Genomic DNA, 16,738 nt, shown 5'->3' on the forward strand with positions numbered 1-16,738 from the left:
AGAGTATAGATTGTATTTAAAAATGCAATTTGCATTCTGTTACAAGGTGTTTCGTTTTAAAAATGGTTTTATACGGATAAAGCCTGTGACCAGCATGGTGCCAGCGATAACACAAAGTGCGCCGCCTAAGGTATTTGGCCCTATTTGTTCATCTAAAATTAAATTACCCCATACAATACCAAAGAGTGGGATTAAAAAGGTAACAGTCAACGCAGAAGTTGGGCCAATGTCATCAATCAAGCGGAAAAACAGTATATACGCCACAGCTGTACAAAGCACACCGAGAGCGACCACTCCAAGCATCACTTCATTACTTGGCATTTCTCTGGCAGGAATAACAAAAATAAGCGGTAGTACCATAATACTTGCTGCCCACATACTGCCATGAGCATTATCAAAAGCAGACAACTTTGGTGCATGTTTAGTGTAATGGGATGCTATGGCATAACTTAGTGAAGCACAAAGTGCTGCAAAGATTGCTGTAACTGCTTGGGTATCGATAGTGAGGCTATTTTGACCCACTAAAATTGCTACGCCCGTTAAACCTAATAGTAAGCCAAGCAGCATACTTTTAGTGGGTTTAGTTTTACTCCAAATAATACCAACAATCACGCCCCAAATTGGGGTTGTTGAGTTTAGTATTGATAAGGTTGATGCATTGATTGTTTGTGCTGCATAGGCAAACAGTAAAAAGGGGATAGCGGAATTAAGTGCGCCAATAATAAAAAAGTGTTTTTTATGTGTCGTGAAAGCGAGTGTCTTTCGTAAGTATAAAGCAAAAATAAAGAGTGTTATTGCTGCAAAGCCAACTCTTAGCTCTATTAATACCGCAGGGCCTAAGCTATTAGCTGCCATACGCATAAATAAGAAGGAAGCGCCCCAAATAGCAGCAAGGATGAATAAGCGCAAAAAACTTGGCAATGACATGGTGTTACATTCTTTAATTATAAAACCTGAGCATAACAAATTTATGCCCTAATACTCGCCATTTTCGGACTATTAATTAGTTGATTTTGAGAGTTTCTTTTCGAAGTCAGATTTTACGATTTCTAGTGCGGCTAATACATCTTCAGCAGGTACGTCGTTTTGCTCTAAGAGCATAATTAGGTCAACAGCAATCTTTATATAGTCAGGCGCATGCTCTAACTCACTACTCATGATTGTAGTTCCTTTTTCTTAGCAACTTGACTGATTGCCACATCGATTGCCGTTTGTACTTGCTGCTCCATTTTTATACGCTCTGTTTGCGGTAAATAAAATTCCATATCAACATCATAGCGTATGTAGCGGGCAGGGAGTTGATTTAATACAGTGCAGCATAAATCTGCCATAACATCATCACTGTAGGTCGTTTCTAAGTTACGTTTTGTGATGTCTTCGACAACCAGTTTTTCATAGTAGTTGTGAATGTCGTCATGCAATTTCATACAAAGTGAACCCAATTAAAAAGTCACTTTAAGTGTATACCAAGCTTTAAAATAAATCGACAGCAGCCCTAAAAAGCTGACCATGAACATCAACCAAACGGCTTACATTTCGCTGATAGCCACCGCCCATGACTGCAAAGACAGGGATTTTTGCTTCTTTCGCTTGGTTTAATACAAAATAATCACGTTGATACACTCCCTCCATACTGACTTGAAAGTGTCCTAATTCGTCATTCGTTGCAATGTCTGCGCCGGCGTTGTACAAAATGATATCTGGCTGGTGGAGTCTCATCGTTAAGGCTAATGCTTGTTTCACTGTTTCCAAGTATTCAGTATCTTTTGTGCCATGCTCTAGGGAAAAGTCGTAGTTTGATTGCTGTTTAATTCGCGGGAAGTTTTGTTGACAATGAATTGAGCAGCTAATGATCTGAGGGTGCGCTTGTGTCACTTCAGCGGTACCGTCACCTTGGTGAACGTCGCAGTCAAAGATTAACACGGTGTCGGCTTGATCTGTATTAATTAAATGCGCAGCTGCTATCGCTAAGTCATTGAAAATACAAAAGCCACTGCCATAGCCTGTAAATGCATGGTGATAACCACCACTTAGGTTAAAAGCTGCACCATGTTGCAAGGCATACTCTGCGCCATGAATACTCGCCCCTACAGAATAAAGTGTTCGTTCAACTAATTCATGTGACCAAGGGAAGCCCATTTTTTTTATCTCTTTTGTATCAAGGCTGCCAGTTAAAAAAGCATCGACATAATCTTGGTCATGGCACAGAGCAAGCTGTGCTCGAGTGGCTTGTTGTGGGGTAATGAAATGCTGCTCATCAATAAAGCCGCTGATAAGTTGTTTCAACAAGCGATATTTATCAATCGGGAAGCGGTGACGCTCAGGTAAAGCTAACGCTGAATAACTTGGATGATAGTAAAACATTATCTGAGCTGCTGTTTTTCGACCTGTTGAATTTTGTCTTCAGTGGCTGAAATTGCCTTACGGCAACGGCCCAACCTTGCATGCAATGCAAGTATTTCTTTATTGATTTCGGCTGCTTGCTGCGTATTTGCAGCTTCGAGCTTAAGTTTTCGCTCTTCAATCATCAAAACTAAGCGGCGCTCAAACTCGTGATTTTGCTTTAGTTCATCATACAGTTCATGTGACGACTGCATGATTTTTTTTACTGCTTGTTTATAAACTTGTGGTTTTGTTTTTGGTTTAAAACTGTACTTATTTTCTTTAGCCCACACAGGGGTTGATTTGATCACATTGAATACAGCTTCTACCTGAAGGGCAATTCGTTCAAGAGCATATTGGTATGCGTGACGATGCTCAGCAGGTGGCAGGCTGTTAAGCTCATCTTCGATTTCTATGACATAATCTGCCAGCTTCATACTTTTTGTGCTAAATACTGCTTTATCAAATAAACTTGGTTGGGCTTGCATATAACGATTTTTCGCAAACAAATTACCCTTATCAAATTGTGTAGCTAATTGCTTTAGCCTTTCAATTTGTGAACGCAGTTTATCAAAAGCAGCCGATTGCATTTATAAATAAGCCTCATAGATTAACTTTAATGCTAAAACAATAACCACAGTGTTAAACACGGGGCGGATCATTTTACTGCCAAACTTAATTGCCGAATGCGCACCTAACCATGCACCTAGCATCAAGAAAAAGCCCATCGTGATACCAAGTATAAAGTTCACATGCCCTAACGCAACAAAGGTGATCAAAGAAATAAAATTTGAAACGAAGTTCATCGAGCGAGCAAGCCCACAGTTAAGTAACAAGCTCATCTTATATAATAGGCTATTTGAAGCAGTCCAAAACGTACCAGTCCCTGGGCCTGCTAAACCATCAAAAAAGCCTAGCCCAAGCCCTTGCAGCCACTGTTTAATTTTAGTTTTGCCATCAAGTTCTGGTAATTCGTTATGCTCGGTAGTACTCAAACTGCCAAATAAGCTGTAACAAGCTACTAGAATAATTACCACTGGCAATAATTTATTCAGAAATTCAATACTTAAGTAATCAACCACAAGGGTACCTATAAGCGCACCTATGGCTGTTGCTAGGATTGACGCGGCCCAAAATCGAGGGTTGAATAACTTTTTACGAAAATAGGTCACGCTGGCTGTTAATGAGCCAAAACTTGCTGCAAGTTTATTTGTGCCTAATGTGAGATGGGGAGGTAAGCCCGCAGTTAATAGCGCCGGCACAGTTAACATGCCGCCACCGCCTGCGATAGCATCAATAAAGCCAGCTGCCAGCGCCACTGCGCATAATAGTGCCCATGTTGTTGGGTCTAAAGCTAATTCAAACATTAATAATCAATTTGTCTTTTAAAGGGTGGCAAGGTATCGAGCATGGCTTTGCCATATCGCTTGGTCACTAATCGGCGATCAAGAATAGTAATACGACCCTGATCATTTTCTTTGCGAAGCAGTCTACCACAGCTTTGTACTAATTTCTTTGCAGCATCAGGAACGGTTATCGAAAGAAACGGGTTGCCACCTTTACTTTGTACAAACTCAGCCTGCGCTTCTTCTATTGGGGAGGTCGGCACCGCAAATGGAATCTTTGTTATAACTAAGTTTTCTAAGTATTTACCCGGTAAATCAAGACCCTCTGACAGGCTTTGAGTGCCAAATAAATAACTAGCACGGCCTAAATCTACATTCGCTTTATGCTTTTTCAAAAGTGCCTCACGCGACATTTCACCTTGCACTAATACATTAATCCCTTTGCTTCTCAACGCTTTGACGACATGGTCCATTTGCCAATAAGAGGCAAATAACACTAAATTAGCTTTTTTATCGTTAAGGAATTTAGGTAACTGTTCAGCTAAGTGGTCGCTAAAGGCTTTCTCTGTAGGCTCAATATGACTTGCAGGAATATGCAGCGTGGCTTGTTTTGGATAATCAAACGGAGAAGGAACTTTAATGTATTTGACACCTTCTTCTTTGGCAAGGCCACATTCATATGCAAAGTGATCAAATGAGCCAAGTGCCGTTAATGTCGCTGAACACAGAACAGCACCTGCACATTGGTTCCATAATTTATCTTTTAAGTAATAGCCAACTTCAATAGGGCAATCACTGAGTAAATGATCGTGATGGTTCTTATACTCTAGGCGTTTTATCCATCGAGCATGGGGAATACCTTCACCTTTTGTAGCGTAACTAAACCATAGCTTGTTTAATAACTCTAGGCGATTAATGTACTGGCCACTTTCAGCCAATATTGGATCGGCCACATAAGGTTTAATATCGCCATCACTCACGTCTTGCACTAGGGTGTCGTGCATCTTGTTAAGTGCTCTTAGTGCATCAAGGGTGGCATCGCTAATATCTTTTGCTTTAGCATGCAAAGCCGCTGGAATCTCACCATGCTCAAAGCGATAGGTATCATCACTATTGTAGTTAAAGTCGGCATTATCAAGAATGTCACGGACTACTTTTAGGTTTTTGCCCGCATCATTGATGCTGTCACTGAGTTTAAAATTTTGCCCAATCGCTTTTTGACCCACGAGTACATTCGCCATTTTCCCTGCGAATTTAACAAGCTTGTCGAGCCAGTCGATGGTGCCTTTGATTGTTGCCGCAGCAGATGAGAAGTCTCGAGTGATGTGCGCTAAGTGATGGGCTTCATCAATAACATAAATAGTATCGTCAGGTTCAGGTAGAATCTTACCACCACCCAAATCAAGATCAGCTAGTAACAAAGAATGGTTGATCACTAGCACATCCATTTGCATAAGACGCTGACGCGCCATATGGAAAGGGCAGAGCTGATGAGCGCGCATTTGTCGTTGGCATGAGTGTTTATCACAGGCAATTAAATTCCAAACTTTATCCGGAATAGTATCAGCCCAACTATCGCGATCGCCTTGCCATTGTTTGTTTGAATAAGCATCATAAAGTTGCTTTAAGCACTTGGTTTCCATATCTGAAAGTGGTGATGACAGGGTTGGCATAAACTCCATTTGCGTTTGGCTGTCGCCATTAACTGCAGCACTAAGTTTTTGTGCACAGATATAACGCTGACGACCTTTAACTAAATCAAATTTAATATCTAACCCAGAGTGCTCTTTAAAAAACGGCAGTTCTTTACTAATTAACTGTTCTTGTAGGGCAACAGTTGCCGTCGAAATCACTAATTTCTTTTTTTTGGCCATCGCCAATGGTAATGCACCTAAACAATAAGCGAGTGACTTACCGGTCCCTGTGCCAGCTTCAATGACACAGATACGTTGACTTTTGTGATACTCACCGGCAAGGGTTTTTGCTATCTCGGCAACTAAATAGTTTTGACTGCTTCTAGGGCGGTAGTCAGTAAGGTTATCAGCAACATGCTTATGAATTTGCCGAATTGTTTTTTTTAAAGAGTCAGATAGCATGCCCAGAAAACCTAAAGTATGTATATAATTACAGTAATGAATTTTAGAGATTTAACTGGGCAACTACAAGCGACTTGTTCGATTATTATTTTATTAGCTTTAATAGAGGTTCAAGATGAACCTGATAATTAGACCATTCTGTTAATGCATCTTTGTAAATGGGTTGCCTTACTTGTTCTGAGCTTGGTGTCATAATTGGGCGTTTATGATTATAAAAATTCATGCAGCTTTCATGCATTTCTAAATCGCAGTAAGTTAGTAACTCACTCACGGTGTTGGAAAAATCATTAACAAGATTTTGATAGTCGACTTTAAATATTTCGTCAGGATATAAGCAATGCCAGTGCGACATTAAATCAGTGTAATCATTTATATATTCTGCAAGAGATGTAAAGTCGTAGCTATAGGCGTGACCCTCAGAGAAAGAGTGTTTGTATAAACTCCACGCAGTTGCGGCTTTATCTCTCGTTACTTCGAGTATCTTCGCATTTGGGAAGAGCGTTTTAATTAACGCGATATGATGAAAGTTCACTGGTTGCTTATCGATAAATATATTGTTTTTTCCACGTAAAGGAGCAATAAATTTTAGGTATCTATCAGCGTAGTGTGCTTTATCTTTATCAGTTAGCTTATCAAGGCCATAAGGAACATCTGAGAGTTTTTTACTTTCTAACTCTCGAGCGATTGCATTTATTTCTGTGAGCTCGTAACTTGCATCAACATCAGGGTGACTTGCTAAAATTTGCTCAACTAAGGTAGAGCCACTTCGCGGTAAGCTGACGATAAAAATCAGCTGTAGCGATTCATTAGATGTAAGATTATTAATAGATCTTTGAGTTAAATATTTTTTACAACGAAAAGTAAAGTTGCTTGGCTTGTATGGTGTTAGTGCTTTTTGAATTTTGTTTGCTTTTTCTAATGTCTTAAATGAGAGTTCGTAGTTGTGGCATTGTTCATAGGCTTTGGCGAGAGCAAAGTAAAGTTGAGCACTGTTGAGGTTTTGAACAGCAGATTGTGTTTGTTGTACTAAACTGTCTATATCCCTATTATTAAATGTATATGTTTTTAAATTAGCTAAATTCCAATAGGCCTCACCTAGTCTGTTATCTAGTTGGAGTGCTTGTTTATAGTGCGTTATAGCAAGTTCAGTATCACCTTTGATTTTTTCTATGTTACCAAGTCGAAGGTGGCAATGGGCTGCGTAATAGTTTGCATCGAGTAACTTGTTATAGATGGCCTTTGCTTTATCAAATTGCATCATTTTTACATGAGCGATAGCAATTAAACTCTCAATAAATAAAGTAGGAGAGGGGATCGATGTGCGATAAAATGTGAGTAACTCTTCAAATTGCTTGGTATTGAGTAAGGCTTGGCAGTAGTTTTCTAGGACTGCTTGTTTTTGCGAGTTGTTCTCGAGGTTATGTTTTGATATGTCCAAGTACGCTTTGCTATCTCCCACCTTTAGTGCGATATCAGCCAGCGTTTGAAGTGCTCTATACTCATTAGGCACGAGTTGTAGTAGTTGCTTAGTGATTTGCTCTGCTTGGCGAGGGTTATGGTTATTTAACTGTTGTTTAGCAGTTTCTAATTGTTTGTTAAACCAAAAAATCATCTCATATTGTTTTAAAGCACTTTGCTGTTGTTCGTGCTCTTGCAGCATTTTGTGAGTTTCAGAGAGTAATGCCCAGCCATCATGATATTCAGGGTGTTGTTTGAGTATGTCTAGCAACAAAGCTTTTGCCTTATGTGGTTCAGTAGCAACGAGTGTTTTTGCGCTTTTAATTGCATTAATTGGGCTCATAATTGGCTCTTATAATTTTTTATAGTTAGGGTGTACTATACCTCTACCGTGATAGATATTTGAAGTAAATGGTTACAGATACAGGTTTTATCCTTTCAAAAGAGGCCTTCGATAGCTCAACAGGGGTTACTTTTGTGTTTTGGTTGTGGTGTAAACACGGCCCATTAAAAGTGCTCGTTGAACAGCAAGAAGTGGTGTTTTTCATCCCTGACAATCAAGTGTCTGCTGCAGAAAGGCTTTTGCAAAGTCAAAACATTTATGTTCGTTTTGCAGATGCCAAATTAAAAAACTTTCAAAATCAATCGGTGATCTGTTGTTATTTTAATTCATTAAAAGACTATTACCGTGCCATCAAAATTTTAAAAAGTTCACAAATAGTGACGTTTGAAGATGATGTTAGGCCAATTGACAGATTTTTGATGGAACGTTTTATAAAAGGCTCTGTATGGGTTAAAGGTGAAATTCATACACGAAGCGATTTTAGACTGCTAAAGAAAGCAAAATTAAAACCAAACAATGAATTTAAACCTAATTTTAAGCTCATTTCTATTGATATAGAGTGTAATGGTGATGGCGTACTATTTTCTATTGGCTTAGTCGGAGACGGCATAGACAAAGTGTTAATGATAGGGCGCCCAGAATCTACTGCCGAATTAGATTATCAAATTAACTGGTGTGAAGATGAAATTGACCTGCTTTCTCAGTTTGAGACTGAAATTCAGCGAATTGACCCAGATGTATTGATTGGCTGGAACGTTATTGAATTTGACTTTAGTGTACTTCATGCAAGGGCTGAGGCACTAGGTATTTCACTAAAGCTTGGGCGTAATAAAGAAAAAATGCGTTTGCGTGAGGGAAACTTTACCCGCATTACAATACCTGGTCGCGTTGTGGTTGATGGTATTGATACCTTAAAAAATGCCACTTATCATTACGACAGTTTTAGCCTTGCCAATGTAGCAAGCATTGAACTTGGCGAAGAAAAGCTGATTAGCACTGATAATCGCCTTGAAGAGATTATTCGTCAGTTTAATGAAGAGAAGCTTTCGCTTGCTAACTACAACAGACAAGATTGTATATTGGTACTACGCATCTTTGAGAAGCTTAAACTGCTCGACTTTGCGGTTGTAAGAAGCCAGCTCACAGGCCTCGAATTAGAGAGAATGGGGGGTTCAGTTGCTGCCTTTACTAATCTCTATTTACCACTGTTACATAGAAGTGGCTATGTTGCCCCGAATTTAGGAGATCACGGGCTAAGCTTTGACAGCCCAGGTGGTTATGTTATGTCATCGCAGCCAGGCTTGTATCAGAATATACTTGTGCTTGATTACAAAAGCTTATATCCATCGATCATGAGGACCTTTTGTATAGATCCTCTTGGGCTTATAGAGGGATTAAAAAAGCCAGATAATGCAATCGAAGGATTTAACCAAGCACAGTTTTCACGCACTGAACACCACCTGCCTGAACTGATCCGTGAACTTGCAGCGACAAGACAAATAGCCAAAGACAAAGATCAGCCTATGCTCTCACAGGCGATTAAAATCATTATGAATAGTTTATATGGTGTACTTGGTTCAAAAGGTTGTCGCTTTTATGATCCTCGATTGTCTAGCTCTATCACTTTACGTGGTCATGAAATTATGCAAACCACCAAGCAGTGGATAGAAGAGTGGGGCTACGAAGTCATTTATGGTGATACAGATTCGACCTTTGTAAGGCTTGATGATGATCTAAATTCGCATAACTGTAATGAAATCGGTACGAAACTGGCAAAAAAAATTAACAAATGTTGGCAAATTAAATTATTACAAGATTATAAAATAGACAGTTTCTTGGAAATTGAGTTCGAAACCCACTATAGTCCATTTTTTATGCCTACAATTAGAGGAAAAACAACAGGTTCTAAAAAGCGCTATGTAGGAAAAGTTGAAAAAAATGGCGCTTCAAAATTAGTCTTTAAAGGCATGGAAACTGTGAGAAGTGATTGGACAGAGCTTGCTCATAAGTTTCAGACAGAATTATTTGAGATTTTATTTTCAGAAAATTACAGTCCACAATTAATAGTGCAAGCCTTTGATAGGTATGTTAAAAAACTCTATGCGGGTGAGTTTGATTCAAGCCTTATCTATCGTAAGCGTTTAGGTCAGCATTTAACTGATTATCAAAAAAACATCCCTCCCCATGTAAAAGCTGCGAAACAGCATTTAGCTGACAATCCCCACCTGGCGTTTCAGCGTGGTCAAATAATTGAATACGTTTACACCCCTAGTGGTGCAGAGTACTTCATAGGTGAGCATAATTATGATTATAGCATTTATGTTAATAAACAATTGCTACCAATAGCTGAAATGATTGTTGTTGATTTGGGTACTATAGTTTCATCTCTAAGTGACCGTCAAATACAGCTTTTTTAAAAAAATTAACATTTTTTTGATTCTTTATTGCGATGAATGATCAAGTGGGCAGGTTTAAATGCTTATTTGGCTGTTTTTTGTTCACAAAAACAGAAAAAGTAAACTTTTTGCTGCTTCATTAAAAAATTGTAAATAAAGAGCTGGATATTTTGTTTTATTTGTTTATTATTTGTTTGTCGCAGTCCTGATGCGATACAAATAATAAACAAGCTTATGCTAAATATAGCCACAACATAGTGGTCCAGGGAGAATCAAATGTTAAATAATAAAGTTTCAAAAGCAGTTCGCTTAGCGCTTGCTTTTGGTACAGCTTCAACAGCTGCGTTTTCTGTAAACTCTTATGCTGCCGAAGAAGAAGCAGTAGAAAAAGTTGAACGTATTGAAGTTACAGGTTCACGTATCAAACGTACTGATATTGAGACTGCAAGCCCAGTACAAGTTACAACAGCTGAAGATATCGAAGTTGCTGGTTTTACTCGTGTTGAAGACATGATGAACAGCTTGCCTCAACTTGAAGCTTCAAGTACTGCATTCCAATCAAATGGTGCTTCTGGTACTGCTACTCTTGATTTACGTGGTATGGGCTCACAACGTACCTTAGTACTTATCAATGGTCGTCGTATGCAAGCAGGTGGTATCTATAGCCAATCTGCAGATATCAACCAAATCCCAGCAGCACTTATCAAACGTGTTGATGTTATGACTGGTGGTGGTTCATCAACTTATGGTGCTGACGCAGTAGCGGGTGTTGTAAACTTCGTAATGGACGATCAATTCGAAGGTTTCGAAGTAAACTTAGGCTCAACAGCTTATCAACATGATAACGATAACGAGTACATCCAAGGTTTAATGGATGAAAAAGGTTTTGAATACGAAAGCGGTAATACTGGTTTTGATGGTTCATCGTTTGATTTCTCTGCTACGCTAGGTGGTTCATTCGATAGCGGTAAAGGTCATGCTGTAGGTTATTTTACTTACAACAAACAAAACGAATTACGTCAAGGTTCACGTGATTACTCATCTTGTGCATTATCTTCTACAGGTACTTCATGTGGTGGTTCTGGTAACGCAGTTGTTCCTAACTTCTATATCGCTGGTGTTACAGATGCTGGTGGCTTCAATTGGGATGATTACGATTACTGGACACTAGGTACTGATAGCAGCTTCATTCCTTCAAGCGGCAACCTATATAACTATGCGCCAGTTAACCACTTTATGCGTCCAGATGAACGTCATACACTTGGTTTATTTGCTAACTATGAAGTAAATGATAACTTCCACCCGTTCATTGAAGCTATGTTCATGCGTGACCGTACTTCTGCACAAATCGCAGAATCTGGTACGTTCTTCAACGAAAATTATGTAATGGATTATGATAGCCCATTACTAACTGATGCACAGCGTCAAAACCTAACTGACCGTTTCGGTTTAACTTCAGGTGACCAATTTGCAACTTACATCGGTAAACGTAACGTTGAAGGTGGTCCTCGTGTTAACCAACTTGAGCATAGCTCATTCCGTTTAGTATTAGGTAGTAAAGGTGAAATTAGTGACCTTTGGTCATATGAAGCGTTCATGCAATATGGTTCAACTTCTTCATCTTCTGCATACGAAAATGACTTCTTCGGTCCACGTATCAGTACAGCTCTTTCTGCAAATGGTGAAGATTGTGCGGCAACTTCAGGTTGTATTCCTTATGAAGTATTTACTTACCAAGGTGTTTCAGCTGAAGCGGCTGGTGCACTAACAGGTACTGCGATCCTTAACGGTGTAACAGAACAGTTTATCGTAAGTGGTTTCGTAACAGGTGAATTTGAATTTGGTCTACCTTCTTCTGATTACCCAATTGCAGCAGTATTTGGTGCTGAGTACCGCGAAGAGACATTCGGCCGTACAGCGGATGAAGTTTACGCGCAAGGTCTACTACTTGGTCAAGGTGGTCCAACTAAGAGCCTTAACGGTGAGTACGATGTAACAGAATTCTTCGGTGAGTTAAGCTTACCAATCGTTGAAGGCATCACTGGTGTTGAAAGCCTATTAATCGACTTAGGCTATCGTTGGTCTGATTACAGCACTTCAGGTTCAGAGCCTACTTATAAAGTAGCAATGAACTGGGATGTAACTGAAAACTGGAAAATCCGTTCAAGCTACAACCGTGCAGTACGTTCAGCAAACAATGGTGAATTATTTGCTCAACAAAGCCGTGGCTTATGGGGTGGTGTAGATCCATGTGCGACTGCAACTCCAGAACTTAGCCAATCAGCTTGTGCAAACACAGGTGTTTCAGCTTCTCAGTATGGTAGCATCGGTAAGAGCCCTGCGGATCAGTACAACGGTTTCTTCGGTGGTAACCCAGAACTTCGTCCTGAAATTGCAGACACAATCACCCTAGGTGTTGTTGGTAACCCATTTGAAGATTTCAACTTCTCAATCGACTACTGGGATATCGACCTTGAAGACGCAATCGGTGCAATTGACCCTGAGTTAATCGTTCGTCAATGTGGTCTAACAGGCGATGCACAGTTCTGTGATAAGATTGAACGTACACCTGGTAGCGGTAGCTTATGGGTTGGTTCTGGTCAAGTTGTTGCAACTAACACTAACTTAGGTAACATTCACTTTGAAGGTATCGATTTAAGTGCTAACTACGACATGGAAATTGGCGGTGGTACACTTTCGACTAGCCTAATCGGTACTTACATGATGACTAAAGAATATGAAGATATTCCAGGTGTAAGTGAACCGTATGATTGTGTTGATACACTAGACAATGGCTGTTTCCCACAACCAGAATGGCGTCATGTTCTTAGCGCAAGCTACGACACTGGCAGCTGGTGGAAAGCGACAGCTAAATGGCGCTTCTTTAGTGGCGTGAACGATTACACTGGTTCTGACACATTAGTTCAAGACGGTATCGGTTCACAAAGCTACCTTGACCTTAAGGGTTCATTCACAATCAATGATTACACTCGTGTTCTTGTTGGTGTGAATAACGTATTAGATAGAGAGCCACCATTAGTAGGCGGTACATTATCTACAAATGGTAACGCAGTAGCTGGTTACTACGACACACTTGGTCGTTACTTCCACGCAAGCGTTTCATTAAAATTCTAATTTGAATTAATTAATGTATGATAAAGCGAGCTTCGGCTCGCTTTTTTTATGGGGAAGCTTTTTTTATGGGGAAACAATGACATCAGAACAACACACGTTTACCCAAGCTGTTGCTTTACTTCAGCAAGGTAAAGTTAGCCAGGGGATAGAATTATTAAAACCGTTAACACATAACAGTGAGTTTGCTGAAAAAGCGTTACAGATTCTCTTTAAAGTTGCTATGCAGCAACAAGACACTGAAACAGCCATTTCTTATTGCCAGCAACTGGTATCAATTGCTCCTACAAAGTTTGATTACGTACTGACCCTAGTACAATTAAGTTTAAGTTGTGGTGAGCTAGAAATTGCAAAAAACGCGCTATTACCTTTATATGAGACAAACCCGCAGCAAGCTGATATTTGTTTTCAGCTAGGTAAAATAGAAAGAAAGCTTGATAACGCAGATGCAGCATTAACTTATCTAGATCAAGCGAGGGTTTTGTCTGAGCAGTTTAAAGTACCTGCTTTAATCGAAATCTCTTTTGTCCATAATGATCAACTACATCAGCCAGATTCAGCAATAAAGTATTTAGAACAGGCAATTAGTGCTGATAGTAATAATCTGCAAGCCCACTTTGCATTGGCAAATATTTATGAACAACTCGGTGATAAAGACAAGGCTAAGAAGGGATTTCAACAGGTTTTAAAAATAGATGCATTTAATGCGATGGCTCAAGCAAGATTGGCCGATATTGAAACCTTCACTGAACGCGATGCAATTGACTATGAACGAGCAAGCTTAGCCATATTACAGCGGGAATCAGATGATATAGCGTGTGCTGATATTTATTATGCACTTGGTAAAGTATTTAATGATTGCAAAAATTATCAGCAAGCTTGGCATTATTATGTAAAAGCTAATCATTACAATAAAAAGTATTTACCAGCCTATGATCGCCAATCTGTTGAGAAGATTACTGACTACACCTTAGCTCGTAATATTGTTCTGCAAGAAGCGAATAGCTCAATAACACCAATTATAATTTGCGGTATGTTTCGTTCTGGCTCAACACTAATTGAACAAATCATCAGCTCTAACGAGCAAATAGCGGCAGGTGGTGAAATTGCCTATTTACATTCATCGTTATTCAATTTAATTGGCGATGAAAAGGCTCTTGCTAATAAGGCTAAAGAGCCTGAATTTATTGATGGTTATAAAGAACAATTAACCTTAAGAGCTGAAGGTGCGCTTTATGTAACAGATAAACGCCCTGAAAATTACCTTTACTTAGACATTATCAAGCAGCTATATCCAAAAGCTAAGATTATCTGGACAGAGCGAGATATTAAAGACAATAGCTTATCAGCTTTTTTCCAGCATTTAGGTCCAAGTTTAAATTATGCTGTATCGCTAAACGATACATTGCATCATTACGAGCAGCAACAACGAATTAAGTCACATTGGCAGTCGCGTTTTGGCGATGATATTTTTACTCTGAATTACGACCAGCTCGTTTGCTCACCTGAGCAAGTGTTAGAACAGTTGTTTAGTTTTTTAGGGCTAGAATACTCTGATGAAGCCCAGCGGTTTCATAATAAATCTGGCACTGTAAGTACAGCGAGTGTCTGGCAGGTTAGAAAACCACTTTATAAGTCTTCGTCAGGTCGTTTTGTAAATTATCTAAAGCATATACAGGCTGATGAGAAATCCTATTTAGATGCAAAAGCGCTTTTAAATAGATAACAGCTAATTAGAGGAAAAGACCATCAGTTTGATGGTCTTTTTTCACTATTTTAAGGGCATGATATCGCAAGGAATTGTTAGCCTAGGACTCTTACTTTTGAGTTGGTAAGTGCCATGCCAAATATAGCTAGGGAAAATAATAATATGACCTTCTTCTGGGCATATTTCACGAGCAATAGATTCTCGATCACCTAAGTTAAGACTTGTTTCCCCCAGTTTTAACCAACCATTTTTAGTCGGATCATCTTTACTCATTTCATCAGGAATAGAAATATAGCTCGGAGCCGATAACCAACCTTGTGGGTGAATATGGTTAGCATGAAAACCACCTTGTTCTAGTTTGACAGACCAACTACCTTTGGCAACAAAGCGTTGATGGTTACGTGCCAATAGAGGATGGTTAACATCTTCTGGCAGCTGCTGCAGATATTGGTTTATGCATGTCGTCATTGATGACTTAAATAAATCAATGAGTTGATTAGAGCGGTGCAACAGGTGACCCTGCGTTTGACTGCCACTGCGCACACTTTGATCTAATGGTTGTAGTTTATTGGTGTGTAGGCCAATCATTAGCTCTTGCAGTTGTTTATTGAAATCGCCATACGTTTTAAAACCATGCGGGGCAGGAAGCTCCATTACCTTAACGAATTTATCAAGGTTAGTTAACCAATGATATTTATCATTATTTGATAGTCGCCAAGCAATACTTAAATATGCCCAAAGCTCTTGGTTATTAGGATTAAATTTTACTGCGGTTTCTAAATGAGAGATCGCTGAGCTGTAATCGCCTTGTTGTATGTAAAAGTTTGCTAAATCAATACAGTAACGAGCATTTTGTGGGGCTGCTTTGACTAGTTGCTGAAGGAGTGAAAATGCTTTTTCTGCTTCTCCTGTTTTATCAAGAAGAATACTATGGGCATGAAGTAAATCTAAGTTCTGCGGATGGCTTTGTGTTGCTTTACTACTTATAAGTAACGCTTCTTCTAACTTGTCTAATTGCAGCAATTGACCAATTTGAGAATGGATTAAAACAGGGTTAGCATCATAGTTTTTAAAAGTATGGGCATATGAACTCATCAACTGGTTTTGTGAGTGTTCCCAGTAGAGCTTATTAAGACTTTCATGTGCAGGTACATAGTTAGGAGCAAGCTCTAAGCATGCCTTGAGGTGAGCTTGTGCATGTTCATATTGTTGTAAATCATAATGTGTACAACCAACTATATAATGTAATTCAGCACTTGGTTGCTGTTTTAAAAGCATTTTCAAAAGCTCCAATGCTTTGTCAAATTTACCCAAATTACGATAATTACACGCTTCTTTATAAACGAAATGAAATTGCCCCTTTAATTGGGCTGGTAATTTTGTTTGAAAATAGTCTTCGATACGTTGTAAATCACCCAATCGCTCGAAAAGCTCTAGAGCGAGCCAGTGATATCGAACTAATGAAGTTTGCGAAGGGGATGTTTCGTTAATAAACAGCTCAGCCTTCAGTAATTCGTCTTGGTTAATTAGACTTTCGATATAATTAAGTCGTGGCTTTTCGAGTGACAAAGAAGCTGTGTTGTATTCACAAAACTGAATACACTCTGCATACTTTTTTTGTTTACAAAGTAGATTGGTGTAGTTGTCTAAAAGGCCAACATGATTACTAAATTGGCTAAGGCCTTTTAAATAACACTGCTCTGCTTCAATAGTTTTGTTTACAGCTGATAAACATAAGCTATTCAATGTATACCAATCAGCGGTTTTATTTGTATGTAAAGAAAGGAGTTGTAATGCCTGCACATATTGTTGTTGATTGAATGCGTGCAAAGCTCTTTGCAATGTATTATTCACTCGTACACCCTGTTTTTGCTTTA

At 39.2% G+C, this 16,738-nt stretch carries 12 protein-coding genes; 3 read left to right on the forward strand and 9 right to left on the reverse strand.

The genetic code is table 11. The features are described from left to right. Positions 1-39: 39 nt before the first annotated feature. From J3455_RS05845 to J3455_RS05880, 8 genes are all read right to left on the reverse strand, one after another. A complete protein-coding gene (locus J3455_RS05845; RefSeq protein ID WP_130051841.1) occupies positions 40-927 on the reverse strand; it encodes a DMT family transporter in 888 nt (295 codons plus the stop codon). A 72-nt stretch (positions 928-999) separates the two neighbouring features. Further along, entirely contained in the window at positions 1,000-1,158 is a 159-nt protein-coding gene (locus J3455_RS05850; RefSeq protein ID WP_130051840.1) for a DUF2496 domain-containing protein, read from the reverse strand. Beyond that, positions 1,155-1,427, reverse strand: coding sequence for a late competence development ComFB family protein (locus J3455_RS05855; RefSeq protein ID WP_130051839.1), 273 nt, complete (start codon positions 1,425-1,427; stop codon positions 1,155-1,157). The genes J3455_RS05850 and J3455_RS05855 overlap by 4 nt, the downstream gene beginning before the upstream one ends. Positions 1,428-1,473: 46 nt before the next feature. Then, a complete protein-coding gene (locus tag J3455_RS05860) occupies positions 1,474-2,367 on the reverse strand; it encodes a histone deacetylase family protein (protein ID WP_205987945.1) in 894 nt (297 codons plus the stop codon). Beyond that, positions 2,364-2,972, reverse strand: coding sequence for a primosomal replication protein (locus tag J3455_RS05865; protein WP_286257884.1), 609 nt, complete (start codon positions 2,970-2,972; stop codon positions 2,364-2,366). Before J3455_RS05865 ends, J3455_RS05860 begins: the two co-directional genes overlap by 4 nt. Further along, the gene (locus J3455_RS05870; RefSeq protein ID WP_130051836.1) at positions 2,973-3,749 is read right to left on the reverse strand and encodes a TSUP family transporter; all 777 of its coding nucleotides are present in this window, start codon (positions 3,747-3,749) and stop codon (positions 2,973-2,975) included. Further along, positions 3,749-5,824, reverse strand: a complete 2,076-nt coding sequence (gene dinG, locus J3455_RS05875) for an ATP-dependent DNA helicase DinG (protein ID WP_286257887.1) — start codon at positions 5,822-5,824, stop codon at positions 3,749-3,751. The genes J3455_RS05870 and dinG overlap by 1 nt, the downstream gene beginning before the upstream one ends. Positions 5,825-5,909: 85 nt before the next feature. Then, entirely contained in the window at positions 5,910-7,625 is a 1,716-nt protein-coding gene (locus J3455_RS05880) for a tetratricopeptide repeat-containing sulfotransferase family protein (protein WP_349561330.1), read from the reverse strand. A 68-nt stretch (positions 7,626-7,693) separates the two neighbouring features. Here J3455_RS05880 and J3455_RS05885 point away from each other — a divergent pair, with 68 nt between their 5' ends. The 3 genes from J3455_RS05885 to J3455_RS05895 all read left to right on the forward strand — a co-directional run bounded on the left by J3455_RS05885 (position 7,694) and on the right by J3455_RS05895 (position 14,879). After that, positions 7,694-10,042, forward strand: coding sequence for a DNA polymerase II (locus tag J3455_RS05885; protein WP_349561332.1), 2,349 nt, complete (start codon positions 7,694-7,696; stop codon positions 10,040-10,042). Positions 10,043-10,297: 255 nt separating this feature from the next. Next, positions 10,298-13,156 carry a TonB-dependent receptor domain-containing protein gene (locus tag J3455_RS05890; protein WP_130051832.1) on the forward strand — a complete coding sequence of 953 codons (2,859 nt, stop codon included), beginning with the start codon at positions 10,298-10,300 and terminating at the stop codon, positions 13,154-13,156. Positions 13,157-13,232: 76 nt separating this feature from the next. Continuing rightward, positions 13,233-14,879 (forward strand): tetratricopeptide repeat-containing sulfotransferase family protein, encoded by a 1,647-nt coding sequence (locus tag J3455_RS05895; RefSeq protein WP_167658861.1) that lies wholly within the window; start codon positions 13,233-13,235, stop codon positions 14,877-14,879. Positions 14,880-14,924: 45 nt separating this feature from the next. Here J3455_RS05895 and J3455_RS05900 read toward each other — a convergent pair whose 3' ends face one another. Then, the gene (locus J3455_RS05900; protein ID WP_286257893.1) at positions 14,925-16,715 is read right to left on the reverse strand and encodes a putative 2OG-Fe(II) oxygenase; all 1,791 of its coding nucleotides are present in this window, start codon (positions 16,713-16,715) and stop codon (positions 14,925-14,927) included. Between the last annotated feature and the right edge of the window lie 23 nt (positions 16,716-16,738).

This window comes from Pseudoalteromonas sp. NFXS39 (assembly GCF_040148775.1).
GTDB classification, from domain to species: Bacteria; Pseudomonadota; Gammaproteobacteria; order Enterobacterales; family Alteromonadaceae; genus Pseudoalteromonas; species Pseudoalteromonas apostichopi.

Bases quoted from the DNA above. Each gene is read 5' to 3' on its own strand.
- J3455_RS05845 (WP_130051841.1), bottom strand. From the start codon at position 927: ATGTCATTGCCAAGTTTTTTGCGCTTATTCATCCTTGCTGCTATTTGG.
- J3455_RS05850 (WP_130051840.1), bottom strand. From the start codon at position 1,158: ATGAGTAGTGAGTTAGAGCATGCGCCTGACTATATAAAGATTGCTGTT.
- J3455_RS05855 (WP_130051839.1), bottom strand. From the start codon at position 1,427: ATGAAATTGCATGACGACATTCACAACTACTATGAAAAACTGGTTGTC.
- J3455_RS05865 (WP_286257884.1), bottom strand. From the start codon at position 2,972: ATGCAATCGGCTGCTTTTGATAAACTGCGTTCACAAATTGAAAGGCTA.
- J3455_RS05870 (WP_130051836.1), bottom strand. From the start codon at position 3,749: ATGTTTGAATTAGCTTTAGACCCAACAACATGGGCACTATTATGCGCA.
- dinG (WP_286257887.1), bottom strand. From the start codon at position 5,824: ATGCTATCTGACTCTTTAAAAAAAACAATTCGGCAAATTCATAAGCAT.
- J3455_RS05880 (WP_349561330.1), bottom strand. From the start codon at position 7,625: ATGAGCCCAATTAATGCAATTAAAAGCGCAAAAACACTCGTTGCTACT.
- J3455_RS05885 (WP_349561332.1), top strand. From the start codon at position 7,694: ATGGTTACAGATACAGGTTTTATCCTTTCAAAAGAGGCCTTCGATAGC.
- J3455_RS05890 (WP_130051832.1), top strand. From the start codon at position 10,298: ATGTTAAATAATAAAGTTTCAAAAGCAGTTCGCTTAGCGCTTGCTTTT.
- J3455_RS05895 (WP_167658861.1), top strand. From the start codon at position 13,233: ATGACATCAGAACAACACACGTTTACCCAAGCTGTTGCTTTACTTCAG.